The 23,124-nt window shown below is 67.6% G+C and carries 17 protein-coding genes; 6 read left to right on the forward strand and 11 right to left on the reverse strand.

What is annotated here, in order from left to right; all coding sequences use genetic code 11:
* Positions 1-9: 9 nt before the first annotated feature.
* Entirely contained in the window at positions 10-2,940 is a 2,931-nt protein-coding gene (locus AAID08_RS03070) for a ribonucleoside-diphosphate reductase subunit alpha (RefSeq protein WP_054503425.1), read from the reverse strand.
* A 304-nt stretch (positions 2,941-3,244) separates the two neighbouring features.
* The gene (locus AAID08_RS03075) at positions 3,245-6,751 is read right to left on the reverse strand and encodes an indolepyruvate ferredoxin oxidoreductase family protein (protein WP_395757795.1); all 3,507 of its coding nucleotides are present in this window, start codon (positions 6,749-6,751) and stop codon (positions 3,245-3,247) included.
* A gap of 138 nt (positions 6,752-6,889) precedes the next feature.
* On the opposite strand from AAID08_RS03075, the gene AAID08_RS03080 reads away from it, so the two are divergent.
* Together AAID08_RS03080 and AAID08_RS03085 are read left to right on the forward strand one after the other, a co-directional pair.
* The gene (locus tag AAID08_RS03080; RefSeq protein WP_006388620.1) at positions 6,890-7,339 is read left to right on the forward strand and encodes an Lrp/AsnC family transcriptional regulator; all 450 of its coding nucleotides are present in this window, start codon (positions 6,890-6,892) and stop codon (positions 7,337-7,339) included.
* Between the two features lie 366 nt (positions 7,340-7,705).
* Positions 7,706-8,692: an IS110 family transposase gene (locus tag AAID08_RS03085; RefSeq protein WP_116793657.1), complete on the forward strand. Its 987-nt coding sequence runs from the start codon at positions 7,706-7,708 to the stop codon at positions 8,690-8,692.
* Positions 8,693-9,105: 413 nt separating this feature from the next.
* Here the strand turns inward: AAID08_RS03085 and AAID08_RS03090 are convergent, their stop codons facing one another.
* Complete coding sequence (locus AAID08_RS03090) at positions 9,106-10,086, reverse strand: tripartite tricarboxylate transporter substrate binding protein (protein WP_054503426.1); 981 nt, start codon at positions 10,084-10,086, stop codon at positions 9,106-9,108.
* 151 nt (positions 10,087-10,237) lie between these two features.
* On the reverse strand, positions 10,238-11,080 hold the full coding sequence (locus tag AAID08_RS03095) for an alpha/beta hydrolase (RefSeq protein ID WP_254603894.1): 843 nt from the start codon (positions 11,078-11,080) through the stop codon (positions 10,238-10,240).
* Between the two features lie 83 nt (positions 11,081-11,163).
* Between AAID08_RS03095 and AAID08_RS03100 the strand changes: the two genes are divergently transcribed.
* The 3 genes from AAID08_RS03100 to AAID08_RS03110 all read left to right on the forward strand — a co-directional run bounded on the left by AAID08_RS03100 (position 11,164) and on the right by AAID08_RS03110 (position 14,076).
* Entirely contained in the window at positions 11,164-12,063 is a 900-nt protein-coding gene (locus tag AAID08_RS03100) for a LysR family transcriptional regulator (RefSeq protein ID WP_049071150.1), read from the forward strand.
* 189 nt (positions 12,064-12,252) lie between these two features.
* Positions 12,253-12,759 (forward strand): hypothetical protein, encoded by a 507-nt coding sequence (locus AAID08_RS03105; RefSeq protein ID WP_049071152.1) that lies wholly within the window; start codon positions 12,253-12,255, stop codon positions 12,757-12,759.
* A 123-nt stretch (positions 12,760-12,882) separates the two neighbouring features.
* The gene (locus tag AAID08_RS03110) at positions 12,883-14,076 is read left to right on the forward strand and encodes an MFS transporter (protein ID WP_054503428.1); all 1,194 of its coding nucleotides are present in this window, start codon (positions 12,883-12,885) and stop codon (positions 14,074-14,076) included.
* Positions 14,077-14,179: 103 nt separating this feature from the next.
* On the opposite strand, the gene gltX is transcribed toward AAID08_RS03110, so the two are convergent.
* Positions 14,180-15,586 (reverse strand): glutamate--tRNA ligase, encoded by a 1,407-nt coding sequence (gene gltX / locus AAID08_RS03115; RefSeq protein ID WP_395757338.1) that lies wholly within the window; start codon positions 15,584-15,586, stop codon positions 14,180-14,182.
* A 120-nt stretch (positions 15,587-15,706) separates the two neighbouring features.
* On the opposite strand from gltX, the gene AAID08_RS03120 reads away from it, so the two are divergent.
* Positions 15,707-18,148, forward strand: a complete 2,442-nt coding sequence (locus tag AAID08_RS03120; RefSeq protein ID WP_395757339.1) for a GNAT family N-acetyltransferase — start codon at positions 15,707-15,709, stop codon at positions 18,146-18,148.
* Positions 18,149-18,195: 47 nt separating this feature from the next.
* On the opposite strand, the gene AAID08_RS03125 is transcribed toward AAID08_RS03120, so the two are convergent.
* The 6 genes from AAID08_RS03125 to yjgA all read right to left on the reverse strand — a co-directional run bounded on the left by AAID08_RS03125 (position 18,196) and on the right by yjgA (position 23,107).
* Positions 18,196-18,888, reverse strand: a complete 693-nt coding sequence (locus AAID08_RS03125) for an isochorismatase family protein (RefSeq protein ID WP_395757340.1) — start codon at positions 18,886-18,888, stop codon at positions 18,196-18,198.
* A 9-nt stretch (positions 18,889-18,897) separates the two neighbouring features.
* Positions 18,898-19,734, reverse strand: coding sequence for an ABC transporter permease (locus AAID08_RS03130; protein WP_064526257.1), 837 nt, complete (start codon positions 19,732-19,734; stop codon positions 18,898-18,900).
* Positions 19,735-19,737: 3 nt separating this feature from the next.
* A complete protein-coding gene (locus AAID08_RS03135; protein WP_006388630.1) occupies positions 19,738-20,550 on the reverse strand; it encodes an ABC transporter ATP-binding protein in 813 nt (270 codons plus the stop codon).
* Complete coding sequence (locus AAID08_RS03140; protein ID WP_395757341.1) at positions 20,550-21,554, reverse strand: ABC transporter substrate-binding protein; 1,005 nt, start codon at positions 21,552-21,554, stop codon at positions 20,550-20,552. Before AAID08_RS03140 ends, AAID08_RS03135 begins: the two co-directional genes overlap by 1 nt.
* Positions 21,555-21,865: 311 nt before the next feature.
* Complete coding sequence (locus AAID08_RS03145; RefSeq protein ID WP_049071166.1) at positions 21,866-22,543, reverse strand: alpha/beta hydrolase; 678 nt, start codon at positions 22,541-22,543, stop codon at positions 21,866-21,868.
* A gap of 15 nt (positions 22,544-22,558) precedes the next feature.
* A complete protein-coding gene (gene yjgA, locus AAID08_RS03150) occupies positions 22,559-23,107 on the reverse strand; it encodes a ribosome biogenesis factor YjgA (protein ID WP_020925259.1) in 549 nt (182 codons plus the stop codon).
* Positions 23,108-23,124: the final 17 nt, after the last annotated feature.

Below are 23,124 nucleotides of genomic sequence, written 5' to 3' on the forward strand. Positions count from 1 at the left end.
CGGAGGCGGTTATTGGCAGGCTTCGCACTCTTCGAAGCCGGGGTCGCCCGGCCGCATGGTGCAAACCGCCCCGAGAACTTCGGGTTCCGGCAAAACAGGTGCAGCGGACACGGGAGCCGCGGTGGACTGGCCACCGGCGCTGACGGCGTTCAGTTCGCCGCCGCGTCCCGTCGACTTCTCGGCGCTGGTGGCGCCAAGGGTACGCAGGTAATAGGTCGTCTTCAGGCCACGCTTCCAGGCCAGCTTGTAGGTGTCGTCCAGCTTCTTGCCGGAAGCGCCGGCCATGTAGATGTTCAGCGACTGGGCTTGATCGATCCACTTCTGGCGACGCGAGGCGCATTCCACCAGCCAGCTCGGTTCGACTTCGAACGCGGTGGCGTAGAGTTCGCGGAGTTCGGAAGGTACGCGATCGATGCGGGACAGGCTGCCGTCGAAGTACTTGAGGTCGGCGACCATGACTTCGTCCCAGAGACCGAGTTTCTTCAGGTCACGCACGAGGTAATCGTTAACGACCGTGAACTCGCCGGAGAGATTCGATTTGACGTACAAGTTCTGGAAAGTGGGTTCGATGCACGCAGATACACCAATGATATTGGAAATAGTCGCGGTTGGGGCGATTGCGATGCAATTGGAGTTGCGCATGCCATGTTGTTTGATGCGCGCGCGCAACGCATCCCAATCGAGCGTGCTCGATTCATCGACCTCGACATGACCGCCGCGTTCGTCACGCAGCATCTTCAACGTGTCTTGCGGCAGGATGCCACGCGACCACAGCGAGCCTTCGTACGATTGATAGCGGCCACGTTCTTCGGCCAGCAGGCTCGAGGCCCAGTAGGCGTGATAGCACACCGCTTCCATCGAACGATCGGCGAATTCGACGGCGGCTTGCGATGCGTACGGCACGCGCATCATCTGCAGGCAGTCCTGGAAACCCATGATGCCCATGCCCACCGGACGATGGCGCGCGTTGGAGTTGCGGGCCTTGTCGACGGCGTAATAGTTGATGTCGATGACGTTGTCGAGCATGCGCATGGCGATGCTGACGGTGCGCTTGATCTTCTCGTGGTCGAGTTCGAAACCGCCGCCAGCGGCCGGCTTCATGTGCGCGACCAGGTTCACCGAACCCAGGTTGCAAACCGCGATTTCGGATTCGTTGGTGTTCAGCGTGATCTCGGTGCACAGGTTCGAGCTGTGGACCACACCGACGTGCTGCTGCGGCGAACGGATGTTGCACGGATCCTTGAACGTGATCCACGGGTGGCCGGTTTCGAACAGCATCGACAGCATCTTGCGCCACAGGGTCAGCGCCGGCATCTTCTTGAACAGCTTCAGGTCGCCGCTGGCAACGCGCGCTTCATAGCCGACGTAGGCTTCTTCGAAGGCCTTGCCGTACTTGTCGTGCAGGTCGGGGCAGTCGGACGGCGAGAACAGGGTCCATTCGCCGCCTTCCATGACGCGCTTCATGAACAGGTCGGGAATCCAGTTCGCCGTGTTCATGTCGTGGGTGCGACGGCGCTCGTCGCCGGTGTTCTTGCGCAGTTCGAGGAATTCCTCGATGTCCAGGTGCCACGATTCCAGGTAGGTGCAGACCGCGCCCTTGCGCTTGCCGCCCTGGTTCACCGCCACGGCGGTGTCGTTGACGACCTTCAGGAACGGGACCACGCCCTGGCTTTCGCCGTTGGTGCCCTTGATGTGGCTGCGCAGCGCGCGCACCGGGGTCCAGTCGTTGCCCAGGCCGCCGGCGTACTTGGCCAGCAGGGCGTTTTCCTTGATGGCGTCGTAGATGCCTTCCAGGTCGTCGGAGACGGTGGTCAGGTAGCACGACGACAGTTGCGAGTGCAGAGTGCCCGAGTTGAACAGCGTCGGGGTCGAGCTCATGAAGTCGAACGACGACAGGATCTCGTAGAACTCGATGGCGCGGGCTTCGCGATCGGTCTCGCGCAGCGCCAGGCCCATGGCCACGCGCATGAAGAACACCTGCGGCAGTTCGATGCGGGTGCCGCGGATGTGCAGGAAGTAGCGGTCGTACAGGGTCTGCAGGCCGAGGTAGCCGAACTGCAGGTCGCGCTTGGCGTTCAGGGCCTTGCCCAGCTTGGTCAGGTCATAGCTGGCCAGGTCGGGCGACAGCAGGCCGCCTTCGATGCCGCGGGCGATGAAGGTGGGGAAGTATTCGGCGTAGCGGGCGGCCATGCCGTCCTGCGAGACTTCCTCGCCCAGCACTTCCTTGCGGATCGTGTGCAGCAGCAGGCGGGCGGTGACCTGGCTGTAGGCCGGGTCCTTCTCGACCAGCGCGCGCGCCGACAGGATGGCGGACTTGAACACTTCGTCGACGGGGATGCCGTCGTACAGGTTCTTGACCGTTTCCTTCAGGATGGCTTCGGAGTCGATGAATTCGGCCAGGCCTTCACCGGCGGCGACGATGGTGGCGCGCAGTTCGGCGATGTCCAGCGGACGGCGGACACCCGCGTCCGTGACATGCAGCACGTTTTCCTGGGGCACGGCGTCGGCCTTCTGCTGGCCTTCGGCGGCCGCGGCGGCGGCGCGTTCCTGGGTGCGCTTTTCGCGATAGAGCACATAGGCGCGGGCGACGTCATGCTGGCCCGAACGCATCAGCGCCAGTTCGACCTGGTCCTGGATGTCTTCGATGTGGAAGGTGCCGCCGCCCGGGCGGTTGCGCACCAGCGCGTTGACGGCCTGGGTCGTCAGTTGTTCAACCAGCTCGCGCACGCGGGCCGAGGCTGCGCCCTGGCCACCGTTGACGGCCAGGAAGGCCTTGGTCATGGCGATGGCGATCTTGCCGGGTTCGAACCCGACCACCGAGCCATTGCGGCGGATGATGTTGTAGCTGGCCCATTGCCCGCCGTTGGCGTCGGCCGGGGAATCGGTTTGAGAGGGCGGCACGGCCGAAGGCCGGGTCACAGAGGCGATCGTAGTCTGCATGGAAGCTCCTGTGCGAAAAGCGCGTAGATAGCGACATGACGACGTCATGTCAGGTACGAAATTTGGATCTTATTGAGGGGGGCGCAACGCTTGGACGGACGAATCCGCATGGCGTGGCCGACGAGTATCAGCGGTTAGGCGACCACAACATATAGTGTAGCACCCCTCGTTGGACACTAATTCTAGTGATCGAGTACGACAGCTACAAGAAGAAGATAGGATCAGGTTCCCAAAACATTGTTACTAAATGCACTGGGCGCGCCTAGCAAGGCGCGCCCAGGAGAATGCCGCTCAGCGCGAGTGTTTATGCGGTTTTCCGCAGGGGTACATCGCGCGGGGCAGGCGCCGTATAGCTTTGCATCAAGCGGGCCAGCTCCGTCCTGTACTTCTCGACGTTCGCAGCCTTCACGTGGCCGAAGCCGCGGATGGTTTCTGCAAGGGCGGCGATTGTAGCCGCTCGCGCCAGGTTGTCGCGATTCAACCCTGCGAGCAACTGGTCTATGGTCTGGCGGTATTCGACCACCAGGGCCCGCTCCATCTTGCGCTCGGCCGTGTGGCCGAACGGATCGAACCAGGTGCCGCGCAGGCGCTTGAAGCGGGTCAGCAGCTTGAGCGCGGTCATGGTGCGCGGGCCGAGCGTCAGCTTGCGCGGCACGCCGGTGCGCGGGTCCTTGCGCGCGAAGATCGGCGGCGCCATGTGGAAGCGCAGGCTGTAGTCGCCTTCGAACTGGCCCTTGAGCTGGGCCTGGAAGGCTTCGCCGGTATAGAGGCGGGCGACTTCGTATTCGTCCTTGTAGGCCATCAGCTTGAACAGGCCGCGCGCCACCGCCATGGCCAGGCGCGGCGTCCTGGCGTCGGGCGCCAGCTCGCGTTCGCGCGCGGCGACGCGTTCGACCACGTCGCGATAGGCCTGCGCGTAGGCGGCGTCCTGGTAAGCGGTCAGGTCCTCGACGCGGCGCGCCACGGCGCGCTCGAACGTTTCCGGCACATGCAGTTGCACCACCTGGGCGCGCGGGCGCAGCGCGCCGTCCAGCGCGTCGGGCTGGTGCGCGGCCAGGCGGCCGCTGTCGAACGCCGCGCGGTTGGCGGCCACGGCGACGCCGTTCAGTTCGATGGCGCGATTGATGGCGGCCTGCGACAGCGGCACGCCGCCGCGCTGCCAGGCGTAGCCCAGCATGAACATGTTCGACAGGATGCTGTCGCCGAACAGGGCCAGCGCGGCCTCGTGCGCGTCGATGGCGGCGGTGTGGTCCTCGCCCGCCGCGTGGCGGATCTTGGCCAGCAGCGCTTCCGGCCGCAGGGCGGCGTCCGGGTTGCGGGTGAAATCGGACACCGGCGCGACATAGGTGTTGACGGTGACCTGGGTGTGGCCGCGGCGCAGCGCGCCGAGCGAGTCGGGCGCCACGGCGGCGACCGGATCGCACAGGATGGCGGCGTCGGCCTGCTGCCAGTCCAGGCGCACCGGGCCGGCGGCCGCGCCCGCGGGCGCCAGGCGGATGTGGCTGACGACCGTGCCGCCCTTCTGCGCCAGGCCGGTCAGGTCCAGCACCGCGGCCGACAGGCCTTCCAGGTGCGCGGCCATCGAGACGATGGCGCCGATGGTGATGACGCCGGTGCCGCCCATGCCCGCCACCAGCAGGCGGTAGGGACGCTCCAGCGCCGGCGGTTGCGGCAGCGGCAGTTGCTGGATCAGGCGTTGCAGGCGCTCCTGGTCGGCCTTGGGCGCGGCGCTCTTTCTGGGCTTGCCGCCCATGACCGAGACGAAGCTGGGGCAGAAGCCTTCGGCGCAGGAGTAGTCCTTGTTGCAGCTTGACTGGTCGATGGCGCGCTTGCGGCCGTAGGGCGTTTCCAGCGGCACCACCGACAGGCAGTTCGATTTCACGCCGCAGTCGCCGCAGCCTTCGCACACGGCGCTGTTGATCAGCATGCGGCGGGCCGGATCGGGGAACTGGTTCTTCTTCCTGCGGCGGCGCTTTTCGGCGGCACAGGTCTGGTCGTGGATCAGCACGGTGACGCCGGGAATCTCGCGCAGCTCGCGCTGCAGGGCGTCGAGCTCGCGGCGGTGATGCACCTTGATGCCGGCGCCCAGGTCCACGCCCCGGTATTTCTCGGGCTCATCGCTGGTGACGACGATGCGGGCGACGTTCTCGCCGCGCAGTTGCTGGCAGATCTGCGGCACCGAGATCGGGCCATCCACCGGCTGGCCGCCGGTCATGGCGACGGCGTCGTTGAACAGGATCTTGTAGGTGATGTTGGCCTTGGCGGCCACGGCCTGGCGGATCGCCAGGTAGCCGGAGTGGTAGTAGGTGCCTTCCCCCATGTTCTGGAAGATATGCGGCATCCTGGTGTAGCGCGACAGGCCGATCCAGTCGACCCCTTCGCCGCCCATCTGGGTCAGGCCGCCGGTGTCGCGGTCCATCCAGGCGGCCATGTAGTGGCAGCCCACGCCCGACAGCGCCTGGCTGCCTTCCGGCACCTTGGTCGAGGTGCTGTGCGGACAGCCGGAACAGAAATAGGGGCGGCGGCGCATGCCGTCGGCGTCGTTGGACAGCATGTCCTGGCAGTCGAAGGTGGCCAGGTCGACGCCGGGCTGCAGGCCGGCGCTGCGCGACAGCCATTGGGCCAGCGGCCGCGCCAGCAGCGACGGGCGCAACTGGCCGGCGGACGGCACCAGCGTCTCGCCGTCGAAACCCTTCTTGCCGACCACGGTGGCGCGCTCGGGCAGGTTGAACAGCAGGTCCTTGAGCTGGGTCTCGACCACGGCGCCTTTTTCCTCGATCACGAGGATGTGCGAGAGGCCGCGCGCGAACTCGAGCATGCGTTCGGCGTCCAGCGGCCAGGTCAGGCCCGGCTTGTAGATGCGCACCGGCGCGTTGGCGGTGACGGTGTCCACGCCCAGGCGCGTCAGCGCTTCCATGGCGTCCAGGTGGGCCTTGCCGACGGTGACGATGCCGACGGTGGCCTTGGGCGCCGGACAGGTGAGGCGGTCGATGCTGTGGCGGCGGGCGAAGGCGGCGACCGCCTTCATGCGCAGGTTCATGCGGGTTTCGACCGCCAGCGACAGGAAGTCGCGGGCGGAGTATTCCAGCGCTTCCGGCGGCAGGTCGGGATCGGCCGGCATGTCGTAGTGGCGCACCGGCGCGGGGGTGAACGAGTGACCGCTTTCGATGGTCTCGGACACGGCCTTGAAGGCGACCCAGGCGCCGGAGTGGCGCGACAGGGCCCAGCCCCACAGCGCGAAGGTCTCGTATTCGTCGATCGAGGCCGGGTGCACGATGGGCATCTGCCAGCCGATCAGCGAGGCTTCGCTGGCGTGCGGGATCGAGGAGGAGACGGCGGTGTGGTCGTCGCCCACCACCACCAGCACGCCGCCATGGCGCGAGGCGCCGGCGGCATTGCCGTGGTGCAGGGCGTCGCCGGCGCGGTCCACGCCGGGGCCCTTGCCGTACCACATGGCGAAGACGCCATCGACGTTGCGGTCGGCGCGCATGCCGGCCTGCTGGGTGCCCATGACGGCGGTGGCGGCCATGTCTTCGTTGATGCCGGGCAGGAACGAGATCTGGTTGGCGTCCAGCGCCTTCTGCGCCTTCCACATCGCCATGTCGACGCCGCCCAGGGGCGAGCCGCGATAGCCGGAGACGAAGCCGGCGGTGTTCAGGCCGCGCTCGCGGTCGATGCGGCGCTGCGTCAGCATGATGCGCACCAGGGCCTGGGTGCCGGTCAGGAAGATGCGGCCGGTCTCGCGGGTGAGGTTGTCGGCGAGCTGGTAGTCGAGGTCCAGCGTGGGCTCGGGGGCGGGGGTGCCGTCCATCATGAATGCTCCTGTAGTCGGCACCATGATAGGTTCGCGAGGCATCGGGTTTATTGCGTTTTCGGATCGTGCTATCCCTATAATTCGCAATGAATATTTCGTGTTCGCGGAATTTCGACCCAAACAGGAGACAAAACGATGGACAAGACCGATATCGGCATCCTCAAGGCCTTGCAGGAGGATGGCCGGGCCTCGGCGCAGCAGCTTTCGGACAAGGTGGGGCTATCGGCGGCGCCGGTGTGGCGGCGGGTGAAGGCGCTGGAGGCCAGCGGCGTGATCCAGGGCTACAGCGCGCAGGTGGATCGCAGCAAGGTGGGGCTGGGCTGTATGTTCGCGCAGATCAGCCTGGAGCGGCATTCGGCGAACACGGTGGAGAACTTCGAGCGGTCGGTGCGGGATGCGCCGGAGATTCTCGAGTGCTATGCGGTGACGGGGGATTCGGATTTTCTGCTCAAGATTCTTGTGGAGAGTCCGGAGGCTTATGACCGGTTCTTGCATCGGTTCTTGTTCAATATGCCTGGGATTCGGCAGACGCGGACGATTGTGGCGTTGCGGGAGATCAAGCATGAGTTGAAGTTGCCTTTGTAGGGGGGGCTTCTATGTGGGCTCTTGTGGCGGGTTGGGTTCTTTAGTCGCGGGAGCCGGGGCAGGCGGGGGATGGCGGGGCTACGATTGCGGTCCGGAGCGTTCGCTCCGGACTGCCCCGGGCTCAACCTCGTCCGCCTTCGGCTCCCTTGTATCTTGATCCCTGGGATGGTTAGCTACCATTCCATGAGAGGCAGGTGAGTTTCTTTGGCTCCCGAGGGACTTAACCCTGTTCCGTAGACCAAACCCCTGTCTCTCACCTCTGACGCCATCGCGGACACTGGACGGTAGCCTAGGGCTGATTGACCCTGCATGCACAAGGTAAGTGGGCGCAGTTGGCATACTTTCTTGTATGAGGGGGTATGAACGATGATCTATCTGGGTATTGATGTCTCCAAGCTGAAGCTGGACTGCACGTTGTTGCTGGATCCAGAGAACGACAAGCGCAAGAGCAAGGTTGTGCCTAATAGTCGGGACGGAGTGCACGAACTGGTTCGATGGTGCGCCAAGCACGGGGTGGGAGCCGACCAGGCCCATGCCGTGCTGGAAGCCACGGGCCCGTATCACGAGCAGGCCGCCACGACGCTGCATGACGGCGGCATCGCGGTGTCGATCGCCAACCCGGCCAGCGTGCACGACTTCAGTCGGGCAATGGCGATGCGCTCCAAGACAGATGCACTCGATAGCCTGGTGTTGGCTCGTTATGGCGTGGCGATGAGGCCTGGTGCTTGGCAGCCCCCGCCGGCACATGTGCGCGAGCTACGCGCCTTGATTACCCAGCTGGACGCGCTGTCCAAGGATCGGCTGCGCACGATGAACCGCCAAGAGAAGATCGAGGCCAGTTCGGCCTCGGAGCTGGTGGAGCGTTCGATCAGTGACACCCTGAGCTTCTATGACAAGGAGATCGCTCGCCTGGAGAAGGCCATCGATGACCACATCGACCGGCACCCTGACCTGAAGGACGACACCAAGCTGTTGTCCTCCATCCCCGGGGTCGGCCCGAAGGTGGCCAGAACCATGCTGCGAGTGATGCGCATGCACCAGTTCAAGTGCGCCGAGGATCTGGCGGCATATCTAGGCCTGGTGCCGGTGCGGAGACAGTCGGGCACGTCGCTACGCGGGCGCAGCCGCATGTCCAAGGCAGGTCCCGCTGATGTACGGGCCAAGGTGTATATGGCCGGCGTTGTTGCTTCCAAACACAACCCCCATGTGCGGGCGTTATATCAACGGCTGCTGGCGGCGGGCAAGACCAAGATGTCGGCGCTGGGTGCTTGCATGCGCAAGGTGGTACATCTGTGCTTCGGTGTGCTCAAGACGCGGCAGCCTTACAGACCTGACTACGCTTTTTCTACTTGACGGCCAAGACGGTATCTACGGTTTCCGCCGGGCGCATCTACACGCCCCGCCATCCCCCGCCTGCCCCGGCTCCCGCTTTTGATGAGACTTAACGGCCGGGCTTTGGGGCGGGTTGTGTGCTTGGCGTTTTTGCCGTCAATCTGGGGGGAGGGAGGGTCTTGCGGGGTCGCCAAAAAGCGGCCGCGCGGGCGGCCGCTTTTTGGCATTTGGGTGTCTTGTGTCGAGGCGGCGGACGCTGCGCGCTGCTGGAGAGAGGCGTTGCTCGGGGGGGCAATGGCGCGGCGCGATCGTGATGGGAGGGGCTGGTGAATCCTGCGTCATCGCGCTTGATTCGATGGGCGCAATCTTTTGATGGTCTCTATATTGCGACGCCCTCTATATATAGAGGGCGTTTCTTTATTTGCTGCGGGCGGTTACTGGGGTTGGATGCCGGAGATCTTGATCCACTCCTTCCAGCGGGCGGTGTCTTCCTTGACGAAGGTGTCGAAGCGGGCGGTGTCCATGGCTTCGGGGGTCAGGCCGAGGGCGCGGAGTTTGTCGGCGGTGGCGGGATCGTTGACGGCGGCCTGGGTGGCGGCGTTCATCCTGGCGACGATGTCGGGCGGGGTGCCGGCGGGGGCGGAGATGCCGAGCCAGCCGGCGACGACGAAGTCGGGAAAGTAGGTCGACATGGTGGGGACGTCGGGCCAGGCGGGGTGGCGCTGGGCGGCGGTGACGGCGAGGGGGGCGAGGCCCTTGCCGTCGATCTGGCCCATGGCGGTCAGGTAATCGACGAAGGCGAAGCCGATCTGCTTGCCGCGCAGGTCGGTGATGATCTGGGTGATGTTCTTGTAGCCGGCGGCGCCGATGTTGATGCCGGCGCGTTGCTTGAACAGTTCGGACGGCACTTGCGAGGACGAGCTGTAGTAGCCGAAGAAGACTTCGCCGGGATGCTTCTTGGCGTAGTCGACCAGCTCGGGCACGGTGCGATAGGGGCTGTCGGGGGCGACGATGCCGACGGTGCCGAAGGTGCCGAGCATGCCGATCTGCACGAAGTCCTTTTGCGCGTCGTAGGGCAGGCGCTTGTAGAGGAACTGGTTGGCGGCGTGGGTGGAGTTGGTGGACAAGAGGAAGGTGTAGCCGTCGCCGGCGGCGTTCTTGGCGGCATTGGTGCCGACGATGCCGCCGGCGCCGGGGCGGTCCTCGACGATGACGGTCTGGCCGGTCTGCTTGCCCAGGAACTGGGCGAAGGTGCGGGCGGTGAGGTCGGCGGCGCCGCCGGCGGCGGATGGCACGATCAGCGTGATGGGTTTCTCGGGCCAGCCGGCGGCGTGCGTGGTGGCGGCCAGCAGCAGGCTGGCGGCGGCGAGCGCAGGGCGCAGGAAGGCGCGGGGCGCGAAGGCGGTGAGGGTCATGCTTGTCTCCTGGGGCGGCGCTGGCGCCGTCATGTTCTATGGCTTGCGGTGTGCTTCATGGCTCGCTGGACGCGGGCCGGGTGGATCTGTCTGGCGGTCGTAGGCGGATGTCGATGGTTGAGGATGTATCAGGCGTCAGGGGCGTCGCGGGTCAGCCGAACTGTTGGCGATACCAGCCGAGGATCGCGTCCGCGCTGGCCTGCCATGCGTCGCCGTACATCATGCAATGGGGCTGTCCGGCGAGGACGGCATGGGAAAAGCCGAACAGTCGCGCGATGGCGCGGTCCTGGCCGGGCGGATGGCGGTCGTGGGTATCCAGGCCGGCCTCCAGGCACAGGCCGGGGGCGGTAATGGCGGCGGGATCGACGGGCACGCGCAGCAGGTAGCGGTCGTTGAGCACGCGCGGGCTTTCGGGATTCAGGCGTTGGGTGACGGCGCTGACGTCGCGCGTCGGCGAGGTGGCCAGGAAGCGGGCGCGGATCTCGCTGGCGGCGGGCGCGGCGCGCACGGCGTCGGCGGGCACCGGCGGCAGGCCCAGCGCGCCGGGCAGGTTGGCGGGCGGCGAGGGCGCCATCAGCACCACGCCGGCGACGGCGCGCTGGCTGGCGGCCAGCAGCGCGGGCAGGGCGCCCATGCTGTGGCCCACCACGACGATGGGCGCGTCCAGCAGGTCGAGCGCGCTGACGACATCGGCGGCCAGGTCGGCGATGCCCGTGTCGACGAAGCCGGGTGGCTGCGGCAAGGGGCCGTGGCCGCGCAGGTCGATGGCTGCGCAGGCCAGGCCGGCTCGGGCGAAATAGTCCAGGTAGTGCGCGTAGCACCAGGCGCCGTGATAGGCGCCGGGCACGAGCAGCAGGCCGGGCCTGCCGTTGGGCGCGGCGGCGGTCAGCAGCCGGCCCTGGCCGGCAGCGCGGGCGGGCAGCCGGTCGGCGAGGCTGAAGTCGAGCGGATCGACGGCCTGGGCGCGGGCGGGGGAGAGAGTCGCGGTAGTCATTGCGGCCATGTTAAGTGCCGCCCTATGATGAGAAAACTTTATTTTTCCTATGATTTGATAAGTTCATCAAATCAGGTGTCCCGATGCCCGCCTTGCCCGAACTTTCCATTGCGCACTACCGCCACTTCCTGCTGGTGGCCGAATTGCGCAGCTTCCGCGCCGCCGCCGCGCGCGCCTTCCGCTCGCAGCCGGCGCTGTCGCTGTCGATCCGCGAAATGGAGCAGCGCCTGGGCCAGCCGCTGTTCGAGCGCGGCAATGGCAACGCGCTGACTCGGTTCGGCCAGGACTGCCTGCCGCTGGCGCGCGAACTGGTCGAGCACCACGACCGCGTGGCCGGGACGCTGGCGGGGCTGGCCAGCAACGAGGCCGGCACCCTGACCATGGCCTCGGTGGCGACGGTTGCGACCCATTGGCTGCCCGAACTGGTGGCGACCTACCGCGAGCGCTACCCGGCGGTGGCGCTGCGCCTGTTCGACGACAACTCCGAAGGCGTTGAGCGCATGGTGCTGGCGGGCGAGGTCGAGCTGGGGGTGTGCAGCCCGGTGCTGCGCGACCGGCGGCTGGCGTTCGAGCCGCTGCTGCGCGATGCCTTCGGACTGGTCTGCCATCGCGGCCATCCCCTGGCGGGGCGCAAGTCCGTGACCTGGCGCGAGATCGCGGGGCTGCCGCTGGTGGGCACGGTGGCGCACCGGCAATTGGCGGACTATCCGCAGGCCGCCTTCATGATGGAGCGTCAGGTGTTCGTGTCCAACATGATGTCGCTGCTGGCGATGCTGGAGCGCGGCGTGGGCGTGACGGTGCTGGCGCGGCTGGGGGTGCCGCCGGATTCTCCCGGTCTGGTTTTCGTGCCGCTGGCGCGGCCGCGCATCGAGCGCGAACTGGGCATCACGCGGTTGGCCGGCCGCAGCCTGTCGCCGGCCGCGGCGCGCATGGAGGAAATGCTGCGCGCCAAGGCCGCGCGCGGCGCCCGCAGTGTCGCTTGAAACCAACGCATTTTTGCGCGTTGAGCCCTTAAAACACGGGGTTTCCGGCAAGGACTGTTGCGCAATTGCACACGCCGCCGATCGTCGTTGATTCTTCACCTGCGCATCTTTAGAGTGCGTGATGTTTGCTGCGCGAGGGGCGTGCCGGTTTGAGCGGCGCGGCGCGTCGACAGACGTGTTGAGGAATTCATGAGCAGTGTGTATTTGCGTTCGGCGGGCGTGGCCTGCGCCCTCCTGATCCTGGCCGGCTGCGCCGCCAGGAAACCCGCCTCCATTACCGAGGCCCAGCCGGAAGCGGCGCCCAAGCCGGTGGCATGCGTGCCCGCCAAGAGCGGCGATCCCATGGTCGGCACCTGGTATTCGAATTCCAAGCCGAAAGGCGTCAGCGGCGATTTCCAGGCCCTGACGGTGCTGTATGCCGATGGCCGCATGGCCTATGAAACCCAGTTGAAGATCGGCCGCAAGACGCGTCCGGCGCTGCGCGAGACCGGTTGCTGGAGCGTGGTGGACGGCGTCTACACGATGCAGACCACGCAATCGAACGGCGAGATCGTCGACGCCGCCGATCCGATTTACATCAACCGCTACCGTGTCGAGAAGGTCGAGCAGGCCAAGCTGACGCTGCGCGAGCTCAAGAGCGGCGGCCAGATCGTGACCGCGCGCCGCATGCCGCAGGGCTATCGCCTGCCGTATTGATCCCTGGGGTGGCCGGCGATTCCGCGTTCCGTCGCGCGGACGGAATCCGGGCGCCGGCGTCGCCAAGCGGGCGCGGCTGCGGTAAGGTGCGGACTTCGTCCTCCATTGCGCCGCCGGCCCTCCATGCCCGCCCTGTCATCCGAAGCGCGCGCCATCGCGCTGCTTGCACTGGCCGCCTTCGTCAGCGCCAGCGCCTTCCGTATCTGTGATCCCATGCTGCCCCAACTGGCGGCCGAGTTCGGCGCCAGCACGGGCCAGGCCGCGCGCGCCGTCACCGCCTTCGCGGTGGCCTACGGCGTGCTGCAGATGTTCTTCGGACCGGTCGGCGACCGCTACGGCAAATACCGCGTCGTCAGCGTGGCGACGTTCGCCTGCGCACTGGGCAGCGCCGGCGCTTTCCTGGCCGAGACGCTGGACGTGCTGGTGTTCTGCCGCGCCCTGTCGGGGGCGGCGGGCGCCGGCATCGTGCCGCTGTCGATGGCCTGGATCGGCGACACCGTTCCCTATGAGCGTCGCCAGGCGACGCTGGCGCGCTTTCTGACCGGCACCATCCTGGGCATGGCGGCCGGGCAGTTGGCCGGCGGCCTGTTCGCCGATACCCTCGGTTGGCGCTGGGCCTTCGCGGCGCTGGTGGGCGGCTACCTGGTGGTGGGCACGCTGCTGCATCGGGAAGTGCGGCGCCAGCGCGCGCTGGGACTGGGCGTGGTCGATCCGAACGCGCCGCGCCAGGGGTTCGTGGCACAGGCGCGGCTGGTGCTGGGCACGCCATGGGCGCGCGTGGTGCTGGCCACGGTGTTCATCGAGGGCCTGCTGGTGTTCGGCGCCCTGGCGTTCGCGCCGTCCTACCTGCATGAGCGCTTCGACATCTCGCTGACGGCGGCCGGCGCGCTGGTGGCGGTGTACGCGGTGGGCGGGCTGCTCTATACGGTGGTGGCGGGCCGCATCCTCAAGCGCCTGGGCGAACGCGGCCTGGCGGTGGCGGGCGGGCTGGTGCTGGGCGCGGCCTTCCTGTCGTACCTGCTGGGGCCGGTGTGGTTGTGGAGCCTGCTGGCCAGCGTGCTGGCGGGCTTCGGCTACTACCTGCTGCACGCGACCTTGCAGACCAACGCCACCCAGATGGTGCCGTCGGCGCGCGGCACGGCGGTGGCCTGGTTCGCCTCCTGCCTGTTCATGGGCCAGGCGGCGGGCGTGGCGCTCGCCGGCTCGGTGGTGGACGAGGCCGGCGCGGCGGTGCTGTTCGGCGGTTCGGCCGTGCTGCTGCCGCTGCTGGGCGCATTCTTCTCTTGGGCCTTGAAGGCGCGACCCCAGGCCGTCTAGGATGCCCGCAGCCGTGCGGCGCCGGGACGGCAACCGGCCCATGAGGCGAAAAAAAGCCCCGAACGGCCAGGCCGGCGGGGCTTTTTCGCGGAGGGAAGTCCGATCAGATGGCGGCCAGGCGCTTGAGCACGGTGTCCTTGCCCAGCAGGGCCAGCACCGCGTCCACCGCGGGCGTCTGGGTCTGGCCGGTGACGGCCACGCGCAGCGGGATCGCCAGTTGCGGCATCTTCAGGCCGCGCTCGGCCAGCACGGCCTTGATCAGCGCCGAGATGGCCTCGCGGGTCCAGTCGGCGCCCTGGGCGCGCTGGGCGAAATCGGCCAGCGCCTCGCGCGCGGCGGCGGTCAGGTGCTGCTCGACCAGTTCCGGCGAGGCCGGCTTGAACTCGCCGCAGAACAGCATGGCGCCGTCGGCCAGTTGTTCCAGGGTCTCGGCGCGGTCCTTGAGCAGGCCCATCACGCCCGGCAGGTCGATCTTTTCCGGATAGCCGCCGCGATGGGCGACGCGCGGCGCCACGCGTTCGGCCAGTTCGGCGTTGTCCATCTGCTTGATGTAGTGGGCGTTGACCCAGTTCAGCTTCTTCGGGTCCCACTGCGAGGCCGACTTGGACAGGTGGCGGGTGTCGAACCATTCCACCAGTTGGTCGCGGCTGAAGAGTTCGTCGTCGCCGTGGCTCCAGCCCAGGCGCGCCAGGTAGTTGATCATGGCCTCGGGCAGGTAGCCCTCGTTGTCGTACTCCATGACGTTGACCGCGCCGTGGCGCTTGGACAGCTTTTCGCCGTCCGGGCCGAGGATCATGGGCACGTGGCCGTATTCGGGCAGGGTGGCGCCCAGCGCGCGCAGGATGTTGATCTGGCGCGGAGTGTTGTTGACGTGGTCATCGCCGCGCAGCACGTGGGTGATGCCCATGTCCCAGTCGTCCACGACCACGCAGAAGTTGTAGGTGGGGGTGCCATCCGGGCGCGCGATGATCAGGTCGTCCAGCTCGGTGTTGTCGAAGCTGATGGGGCCCTTGACCATGTCGTTCCAGGCGGTGGCGCCGTCCTGGGGGTTCTTGAAGCGCACCACCGGCTTGCGGCCTTCGGGCACCGGCGGCAGGGTCTTGCCGGGCTCGGGGCGCCAGGTGCCGTCGTAGCGCGGCTTGTCGCCGCGGGCGCGGGCGGCCTCGCGCATGGCCTCGACTTCCTCGGGCGAGCTGTAGCAGTGGTAGGCGGTGCCGGCGGCCAGCATCTGCGCGACCACTTCACGGTAGCGGTCCATGCGCTGCATCTGGTAGAACGGGCCTTCGTCCGGCTGCATGCCGAGCCAGTCCATGCTGTCCAGGATGGCCTGCACCGCTTCCGGCGTGGAGCGTTCGACGTCCGTGTCTTCGATGCGCAGCACGAAGGTGCCCTTGTGGTGGCGCGCGAAGGCCCAGGAGAACAGCGCGGTGCGGGCGCCGCCCAGGTGCAGGAAGCCGGTGGGCGAAGGCGCGAAGCGGGTGCGGATGGGGGAGGAGGCGTTGGAGGTCATAGGTGGCAATGATAGCGGCTGCGGCGCCACGAAGCGGCGGCGGACCGGGCCTGGATCAAGCGGACGTGGGGGTTGTCTTGTTACGATGGACGCTATTTTAGATTAGTGCCTGTTCCCGCCATGCTGCGACACGCTCTTGCCCCGATGTTCGAACCCGGTTCGCTGGTGATCGTCGCCGATCGGCCGCTGCCGGCGGCGGCTTCCCTGTCGCCCGGGCTCAAGGCGAAAACCACGGTGGTGGCCTGCGACCCCGGCGCCGCGCCCGACCTGCCGGAGACGCTTCAGGGGCTGGCCGCTGGCGAGCGGCCCGATCTGGCCCTGGTTTGCGTTTCGCCCGCCGTGCTGCCCGAGACCCTGCGCCGGCTGTCCCCGCTGGCCCCACGCTCGGTCATCCTGTTGCCGCACGAGCTGCCCGACCCGTATCCGCGCGGCACGCTGGCGCTGTGCCGCGCCTGGGCCGAGGAAAACCGCTGTGAACTGCTGGGGCCGCGCTCGTTCGGCGCGCAGCGCCCGCATGCCGGCCTGAACCTGAGCCAGCATCCGGTGCTGGCGCGCGCCGGCCGCGTGGCGCTGCTGGCGCAGTCGCGCTCCATCATGGCCGCCGTCATGGACTGGGCCGAGGACGTGCATATCGGTTTTTCCACCGCCGTGTCGCTGGGCGACGAGGCGGTGGTGGGCCTGTCCAAGGTGCTGGACTACCTGGCCAGCGATCCTCGCACCGACAGCATCGTGCTGTACCTGGAAGACGTGGGCCCGGCGCGCGAATTCATGAGCACGCTGCGGGCCGCGGCCAGCGTCAAGCCGGTCATCGTGCTCAAGGCCGGCCGCGCCGACACCGACAGCGCCGACGCCATCTTCGACGCCGCCCTGCGGCGCGCCGGCGCGGTGCGGGTGCGCTACTTCGTGCAACTGTTCTCGGCGGTCAAGGTGCTGGGCTACACGCGCCGTCCCAAGGGCCGGCGCGTGGCGCTGATCTCCAACGGCAGCGGGCCTCCCCAACTGGCCATGGACCTGATCGGCCCCGACGCCGCGGTGCTGCGGGCCGACCTGGCGCCGGCCACGCAGCGCGCGCTGGCGGCGATGCTGGAGCCGGACGCGGCCAGCGCCAATCCCGTCATCACCTACGTGCCGCTGACGCCGGAACGCATCCGCGCCATCCTCGACGTGGTGCTGGATGACGCGGGCGTGGACGGCGTGCTGGTGCTGTTGGCGCCCGACGCGCTGGCCGACATGCCGGCGGTGGCGCGCGAGCTGGCGCAGATCGCGCCCAAGGCCAAGAAACCGGTGGTCACCTGCTTCATGGGCGACGCCGGCATGCGGCCGTTGCGGCGCATGCTGGACGACGCCGGCACCTCGGCGTTCCGTACGCCCGAGTCCGCCGCCGACGCCTTCGGCGTGCTGGCCACGCATCATTACAACCAGCAGTTGCTGCTGCAGACCCAGCCGCCCGAGCCGGCCACCCACGTGCCCGACCTGGCCGCCGCGCGCGAAATCCTGGCGCGGGTGCGGGCCGATTGCCGGCGCGAGTTGAATACGTCCGAGGTCCGCGCGCTGCTGTCCCTGTTCTACGTGCCGCTGCGCGACATGCCGCTGGACGTGGCGGCGGCCGAGCCCGAATCCCGCCCCATGGCCATCCGGGTGCGGCGCGATCCACAGTTCGGGCCGGTCATCCGCTTCGGCGCCGGCGGCCCGGACGCGGTGCTGTCGCAATCGGATCGCGGCATCGACCTGCCGCCGCTCAACGGCTTCCTGGCGCGCCAGATGATCGAGCGCAGCCGGCTGTGGCGCCGGGTGCTGGCGCCGCGCGTCGGCCACCTGGCCGCCGAGGCCTTGCAGCAGGCGCTGGTGCTGGTCTCGGAGATGGTGTCGGAGCTGCCGGACATCGAAACGCTCGACATCGATCCGCTGTATGCCGGCGAGACCCATCTGCGCGCGGGAGGCCTGCGCATGACGCTGGCCGAGAAGCCGGGTTGCGAGACGCCGCAGACCGCCGGCTATCCGCACATGGCGATTCACCCGTACCCGGCGCGCCTGGTGCAGGTGCGCCGTTTCGCCGATGGCATCCCGTGGGTGCTGCGGCCCATCCGCCCCGAGGACGGCCAGCCGCTGCAGGATTTCATCCGCGGCCTGTCGGAACGCTCGCGCTACATGCGTTTCGTGTCGATGATGCGCGAGCTGACCCCGCGCATGGTGTCGCGCTACACCCAGGTGGACTACCACCGCGAGCTGGCGCTGGTGGCCGCCACCCAGGTGCCCAACCCGGCCAACCGCGGCCATCCGCACGAAGTGCTGGTGGGGTTTGCGCACTACCTGCGCAACCCCGACGGGCGCGGCGCGGAATACGCGCTGGTGATCGGCGACGACTGGCAGCGGCGCGGCCTGGGCCGCCAGTTGATGACCGCGCTGATCGACGCGGCGCGCGAGCAGGGGCTGGAATACATCGACGGCCTGGTGCTGTCGACCAACCGGCCGATGCTGGCGCTGATGACCAGCCTGGGCTTCACCAACGATCCGGATCCGGAAGACCCGACCATGCGGCGGGTCTGGCTCAACCTGCGCTGAGCGCCGCGGCCGGCGCGTGCCCGCGCCCGGCCGCGGCCATGCCGGCTTCAGGCCGTCTTGCGCGCGGCCTGCGCCGGCCGCAGCCGCGTCGCCACTTCATCCACCGACAGCACGTCGCCGAAGAACAGCAGCCAGCCATGCAGGGCGTTTTCGTGTTCGGCCGGCGTCACCGCGGCCAGCGCGTCGTCCACCATGATGGTGCGGAAGTCGCGCATCATGGCGTCGCGCGCCGTCGATTCGCAACAGACGTTGGTGACCGTGCCGGCGATCAGCAGCGTGTCCACGCCGCGTCCGCGCAGCAGCGGCTCCAGTTCCGACGAGCCCGTGGCCATGGCGCTGTAGAAGCGCTTGGTCACGCGCAGGTCGCTGTCGGCCGGCCGCAGGTCCGGATGCAGCGCGAAACCCGGCGCATCGCGGCGCAGGGTTTCCAGGCGCAGGGCGCTGCGCTCGGGCGTCAACATCACGCCATGGTGGTGCGACCAGAAGGCGTCGGCGTTGTCGGACGCGGTCTGCACCCAGACCACCGTGCCGCCGGCCGCGCGCACCGCTTCGCACAGGCGGTTGACCGGCGCGATGATGTCGCGCGCCGCGGCGCATTCGCCCAGGTACCCGGGCAGCGTGAAGTACTGCTGCATGTCGATCACCACCACCGCGGTGCGGGCGCCGGGCAGGCTGTCGTAGGGATGCAGGCAGCCCTGGCGGGCGATGACGCGGTCCTGCACCCATTGCGGAATCTGCATGGCGGCTCCTTATCCGTAGCGCCGCGCCACGGCGGCTTCGATGCGGTACACCACCAGGTACATGACGCTGGAGATCAGCGCCAGCATGGCGATGGCGGTCATGACGATGTTCAGCTTGAAGACCTGGCTGCCGTTCATGATGAGAAAGCCCAGGCCCGAGTCGGCCGACTGGAATTCGCCGACGATGACGCCCACCAGCGCCAGGCCGATGTTCATCTTCACCGCGGCGATCAGGGTCGGCACGCTGCCGGGCAGCACCACCTTGGTCAGCACCTGCCAGCGGCTGGCGCCGAAGGTGCGGGCCAGCTTGACCTTGTTCAGGTCGATGGCGCGAAAGCCCGCATACACCACCATGATGGTCACGAACACCGCGATCGCCACGGCCATGCCGTAGACCGCGTAGTCCGACCCCAGCCACAGGTAGAAGATCGGCACGAAGGCGATCTTGGGCATGGCGTTGGCCACCACCAGGAACGGATCGAGCACCTTGTACAGGAAGTCCGACCACCACAGCGCGGCGGCCACGATGATGCCGATCACCATGCTGAGCGTGAAGCCCACCAGCGTGGCCGACAGCGTGGTGGCGATGTGGTGCGCCAGGTTGCCCTGGCGCCACAGCTCCAGGAAGGTCGGCCACAGCGCGCTCGGATAGCTGGTCAGCAGCGGGTTGAGGATGTGCATGCGCGGCAGGATCTCCCAGGCGCACAGGAACACCACCAGCAGCAGCGCCTGGGCGATGCGGATGTTGCGGCGGCGGGCGCGGTCGCGCCGCAGGTAGTCCAGGTACTTCTGGCTGGGCGCGGGCACGGCGCGCAGCGGCACGGTGTTGGCGATCGGGGCGTTCACGGCTCAACCCTCCACATGGACGTCCAGCTCGTCCCAGAGCTGCTTGAAGTAGGCATTGAATTCCGGCCGCGAGCGGGCCTGGAACGGCGTCGGCCGCGCGCCGTCGCCATAATGGATGCGGTACTGGCTCTTGAGCCGGCCGGGGCGGCGCGACAGCACGATGACGCGGTCGGTCATGGCGATGGCCTCGCCGATGTCGTGGGTCACCAGCACCACCGTCTTGCCCTCGCGCCGCAGGATGTCGACGACCTCGTCGGAGATCGCCAGCCGGGTCTGCGAATCGAGCGCCGAGAACGGCTCATCCAGCAGGATGACGTCGGGCTCGGTCACCAGCGTGCGCGCCAGCGCCGCGCGCTGGCGCATGCCGCCCGACAACTGGCGCGGCGTATGCGACAGGAACGCGCCCAGCCCGCACTTTTCCAGCAGGTGCACGGCCCGCGCTTCGCTGCGCGCATCGCGCCGGCCCTGGATCTCGGCGCCCAGCATGACGTTGTCGAGAATGGTGCGCCACTCGAAAAGGTAGTCCTGCTGCAGCATGTAGCCGATGCGCGGATTGGGTTCGGTGACCGCCTGGCCGTCGATCATCACGGTGCCCGAGGTCGGCGCGTGCAGGCCGGCGATCAGCGACAGCAGCGTGCTCTTGCCACAGCCGCTCTGGCCGATCAGGCTGACGAATTCGCCGGGCGCCAGCGCGAACGACACCTGCGACAGCGCTTCGGTCTCGCCTTCCGGCGTGAAGTAGCTCAGGCAGACATCGCGCAGTTCGATCTTGGCGGTGGCCGGGTCCGGCTTGAGGTTGTGGACGACGGCGCTCATCACGGCACCTTCCTGGCGAAGTCCGCCACCACCACATCCTCGTATTTGACCCGGGCGCCGTCCTTCATTACCGCGCTGGCGACCAGCATGTCCTGCAGCCGGTTCATGGCCTCGGCCGTCACCAGCGGCGTGGTCTTCCAGATCTGGTACTGCTTGTAGCGCTCGATCGCGTCGGTCACCGCGGCCGCGTCCATGCCGGGGAAGTAGGTCATGATCTGCGGCGCCAGCGTGGCCGCCGGCGTGTCCTTGACGTATTTCTCGGCGCGCGCCACCACATTGGTCCAGGCCTGGATCACCTTGGGGTTGTCGCGGATGTACTTGTCGGTGGCGGTGAAGACCGTGTAGTCCACCTGGCCGACCTCATGGCCGACCGAGGCCACGATGTAGCCCTTGCCGTTGCGCACCAGTTCGCCGGCCTCGGGCTCCAGGAAGATGCCGTATTCGCCCTGGCCCGCCATCCAGGCGCCGGCGCGCGCCGGGATGCCGATGTTGTTGAGCAGCTTGACGTCCTTCTGCGGGTCCAGGCCGTGCTTGCGCAGCGCGGTCTCCAGGAACACGATGGGGTTCGACCCGGGCCGGAAGCCGATCACCTCCTTGCCCTTGAGCATGCTCCAGTCGAATTTCTCGACCGGCTTGCGCGCCAGCAGGAAGAAGCCGTCGGTGGCGGTCAGGCCGGCGAAGATCTTCGGCTTGACCGGCGATTCGCTGTTCTGCACGTAGATCGAGGCTTCGGGGCCGATCAGCACGATGTCGGCGCTGCCCGAGAGCAGGGCGGTCATGCCCTTGTCGGTGCCCTGCGAGGTCTTCATGGACACGTCCAGCCCGGCGTCCTTGAAATAGCCCTGCGACAGGGCGACGTACTTGGGCACGTAGAGGATGGAGCGAACCACCTCTTCGTAGCGTACCTTTACCGGGGGATTGAGGGCTTCGCCGTGGCTGGCGAAAGGGGCGAGGACGGCGGCAAGCAGCGCCGCCGCCAGGCGAGGCAATGGCAAGGGCTTCACGGGACTTTCTCCTGCGTCTATATGCCTCGCCGAAACCCGGCGCGGCACGGCCAATGGGATGGATCGACTGCAACAACAGGGAAGCCCGAGGCGATTGCGATCGGGCCAATACGGCTTGGATTGAATACTATATTCAACAATCGCGAGCGACAAGCGTTTTGGTATTGGCGTTTTTCTCTATGGACGAGCGAAGTCGCGCCCCGGAAAATTCGAGGCTGGAATACCACTTGGTATACAAAGCAGGGAATCCCCGTGCGAACGGCCCGGCGAATCCGGGCCCCGGGGGAAGGCGGCGCCGCGCGCCGCCCGCGTTACACCAGCACCTGGTTCAGAAAGCGCGAGATGTCCGCCACTTCCTCGGCGCAGACCGAGTGCGGCATGGGGTAGGTGTGCCAGCGCACGTCGTAGCCCAGGCGTTCCAGCTCGGCCCGCGAGGCCTCCGCGCGCGGCAGCGATACCACCGGGTCATACAGGCCGTGGGCCAGGAAGATCGGGGTGCGCTGGTTGGCCGGGGCGCGCTCGGCCTCGGCGCTGTCCAGCAGCGGCAGGTAGCCCGACAGGCCCATCATGCCGGCCAGCTTGTCCTGCAGCCGCAGGCCCGTGTGCAGCGTCATGGCGCAGCCCTGCGAGAAGCCCGCCAGCACGATGTTCGAGGTCGGGACGCCGCGCGCGTTCTCGCGCGCGATCAGCTTGTGGATCGCGGCTTCCGAGGCGCGGATGCCCTTGGCGTCTTCCACCCGCACCAGGTCCATCACCAGGATGTCGTACCAGGAGCGCATCGCCATGCCATTGTTGATGGTGACGCGTTGCACCGGCGCATTGGGGAAGACGAAGCGCACGCCCAGGCCGGCCGGCAGGTCCAGCTCCGGCACGATGGGCGCGAAGTCGTTGCCGTCGGCGCCCAGGCCGTGCAGCCAGATCACGGCGTGCGTGGGATTGGAGGCGGTTTCGATCTCGATGCAATCGAGCAGGTCGGTGGGGGCGTTCATGGACGGCGGGCGCAATCAGTGGGTGAGGGTCTTGAGGGCCTGGAACAGGGCGCGATAGTGCTTCTTCTGCGGTTCCTGGCCTTGCAGCAGCACGGCGTTGGCTGCCTTCTCCTTGCGGGCGGCGCGGATCACCGCGCGTAGCTGCTGCACATCCGCCTGCGGATTGTCGTTCAGCAGCTTGGTCAGGGCGTCGTCGTCGTCGAGCAGCCGGTCGCGCAGGGTTTCCAGGCGGTGCATGGCCGCGGTTTCCTCGCGCGAGCCGTTTTCCCAGACATCGAGCTGGGCGCGGATCTCGTCGGCGGGGGCGTCGCGCATCAGCTTGCCCACGAAGTGGGTCTGGCGGCGCCGGCCTTCGCGGCTGGTGGTGCGCTGCGCCTCGCGGATCGCTTCGTAGAGGCGTTCGGCCAGGGGCAACTGCTTGAGGCGTTCGGGGGACAGTTCGATCAGTTGCTTGCCCAGGTCCAGCAGGGCGTGCATTTCACGCTTGACCTGGGACTTGCTGGGACGATCGTAGCCGTTCTCGTCGTAGCCGTCGGAGGATTCTTCTTCGATGTGGGAATTCATGGAAAACTGCGCAATGA

This window comes from Achromobacter sp. EB05, from assembly GCF_044232075.1.
Taxonomy (GTDB): Bacteria; Pseudomonadota; Gammaproteobacteria; order Burkholderiales; family Burkholderiaceae_B; genus Achromobacter; species Achromobacter dolens.

Coding starts and splice junctions, on each gene's coding strand:
- AAID08_RS03145 (WP_049071166.1), bottom strand. CDS start 22,543: ATGAACGCCCCCACCGACCTGCTCGATTGCATCGAGATCGAAACCGCC.
- AAID08_RS03135 (WP_006388630.1), bottom strand. CDS start 20,550: ATGAGCGCCGTCGTCCACAACCTCAAGCCGGACCCGGCCACCGCCAAG.
- yjgA (WP_020925259.1), bottom strand. CDS start 23,107: ATGAATTCCCACATCGAAGAAGAATCCTCCGACGGCTACGACGAGAAC.
- AAID08_RS03110 (WP_054503428.1), top strand. CDS start 12,883: ATGCCCGCCCTGTCATCCGAAGCGCGCGCCATCGCGCTGCTTGCACTG.
- AAID08_RS03080 (WP_006388620.1), top strand. CDS start 6,890: ATGGACAAGACCGATATCGGCATCCTCAAGGCCTTGCAGGAGGATGGC.
- AAID08_RS03125 (WP_395757340.1), bottom strand. CDS start 18,888: ATGCAGATTCCGCAATGGGTGCAGGACCGCGTCATCGCCCGCCAGGGC.
- AAID08_RS03105 (WP_049071152.1), top strand. CDS start 12,253: ATGAGCAGTGTGTATTTGCGTTCGGCGGGCGTGGCCTGCGCCCTCCTG.
- AAID08_RS03120 (WP_395757339.1), top strand. CDS start 15,707: ATGCTGCGACACGCTCTTGCCCCGATGTTCGAACCCGGTTCGCTGGTG.
- AAID08_RS03100 (WP_049071150.1), top strand. CDS start 11,164: ATGCCCGCCTTGCCCGAACTTTCCATTGCGCACTACCGCCACTTCCTG.
- AAID08_RS03085 (WP_116793657.1), top strand. CDS start 7,706: ATGATCTATCTGGGTATTGATGTCTCCAAGCTGAAGCTGGACTGCACG.
- gltX (WP_395757338.1), bottom strand. CDS start 15,586: ATGACCTCCAACGCCTCCTCCCCCATCCGCACCCGCTTCGCGCCTTCG.
- AAID08_RS03095 (WP_254603894.1), bottom strand. CDS start 11,080: ATGACTACCGCGACTCTCTCCCCCGCCCGCGCCCAGGCCGTCGATCCG.
- AAID08_RS03090 (WP_054503426.1), bottom strand. CDS start 10,086: ATGACCCTCACCGCCTTCGCGCCCCGCGCCTTCCTGCGCCCTGCGCTC.
- AAID08_RS03070 (WP_054503425.1), bottom strand. CDS start 2,940: ATGCAGACTACGATCGCCTCTGTGACCCGGCCTTCGGCCGTGCCGCCC.
- AAID08_RS03075 (WP_395757795.1), bottom strand. CDS start 6,751: ATGGACGGCACCCCCGCCCCCGAGCCCACGCTGGACCTCGACTACCAG.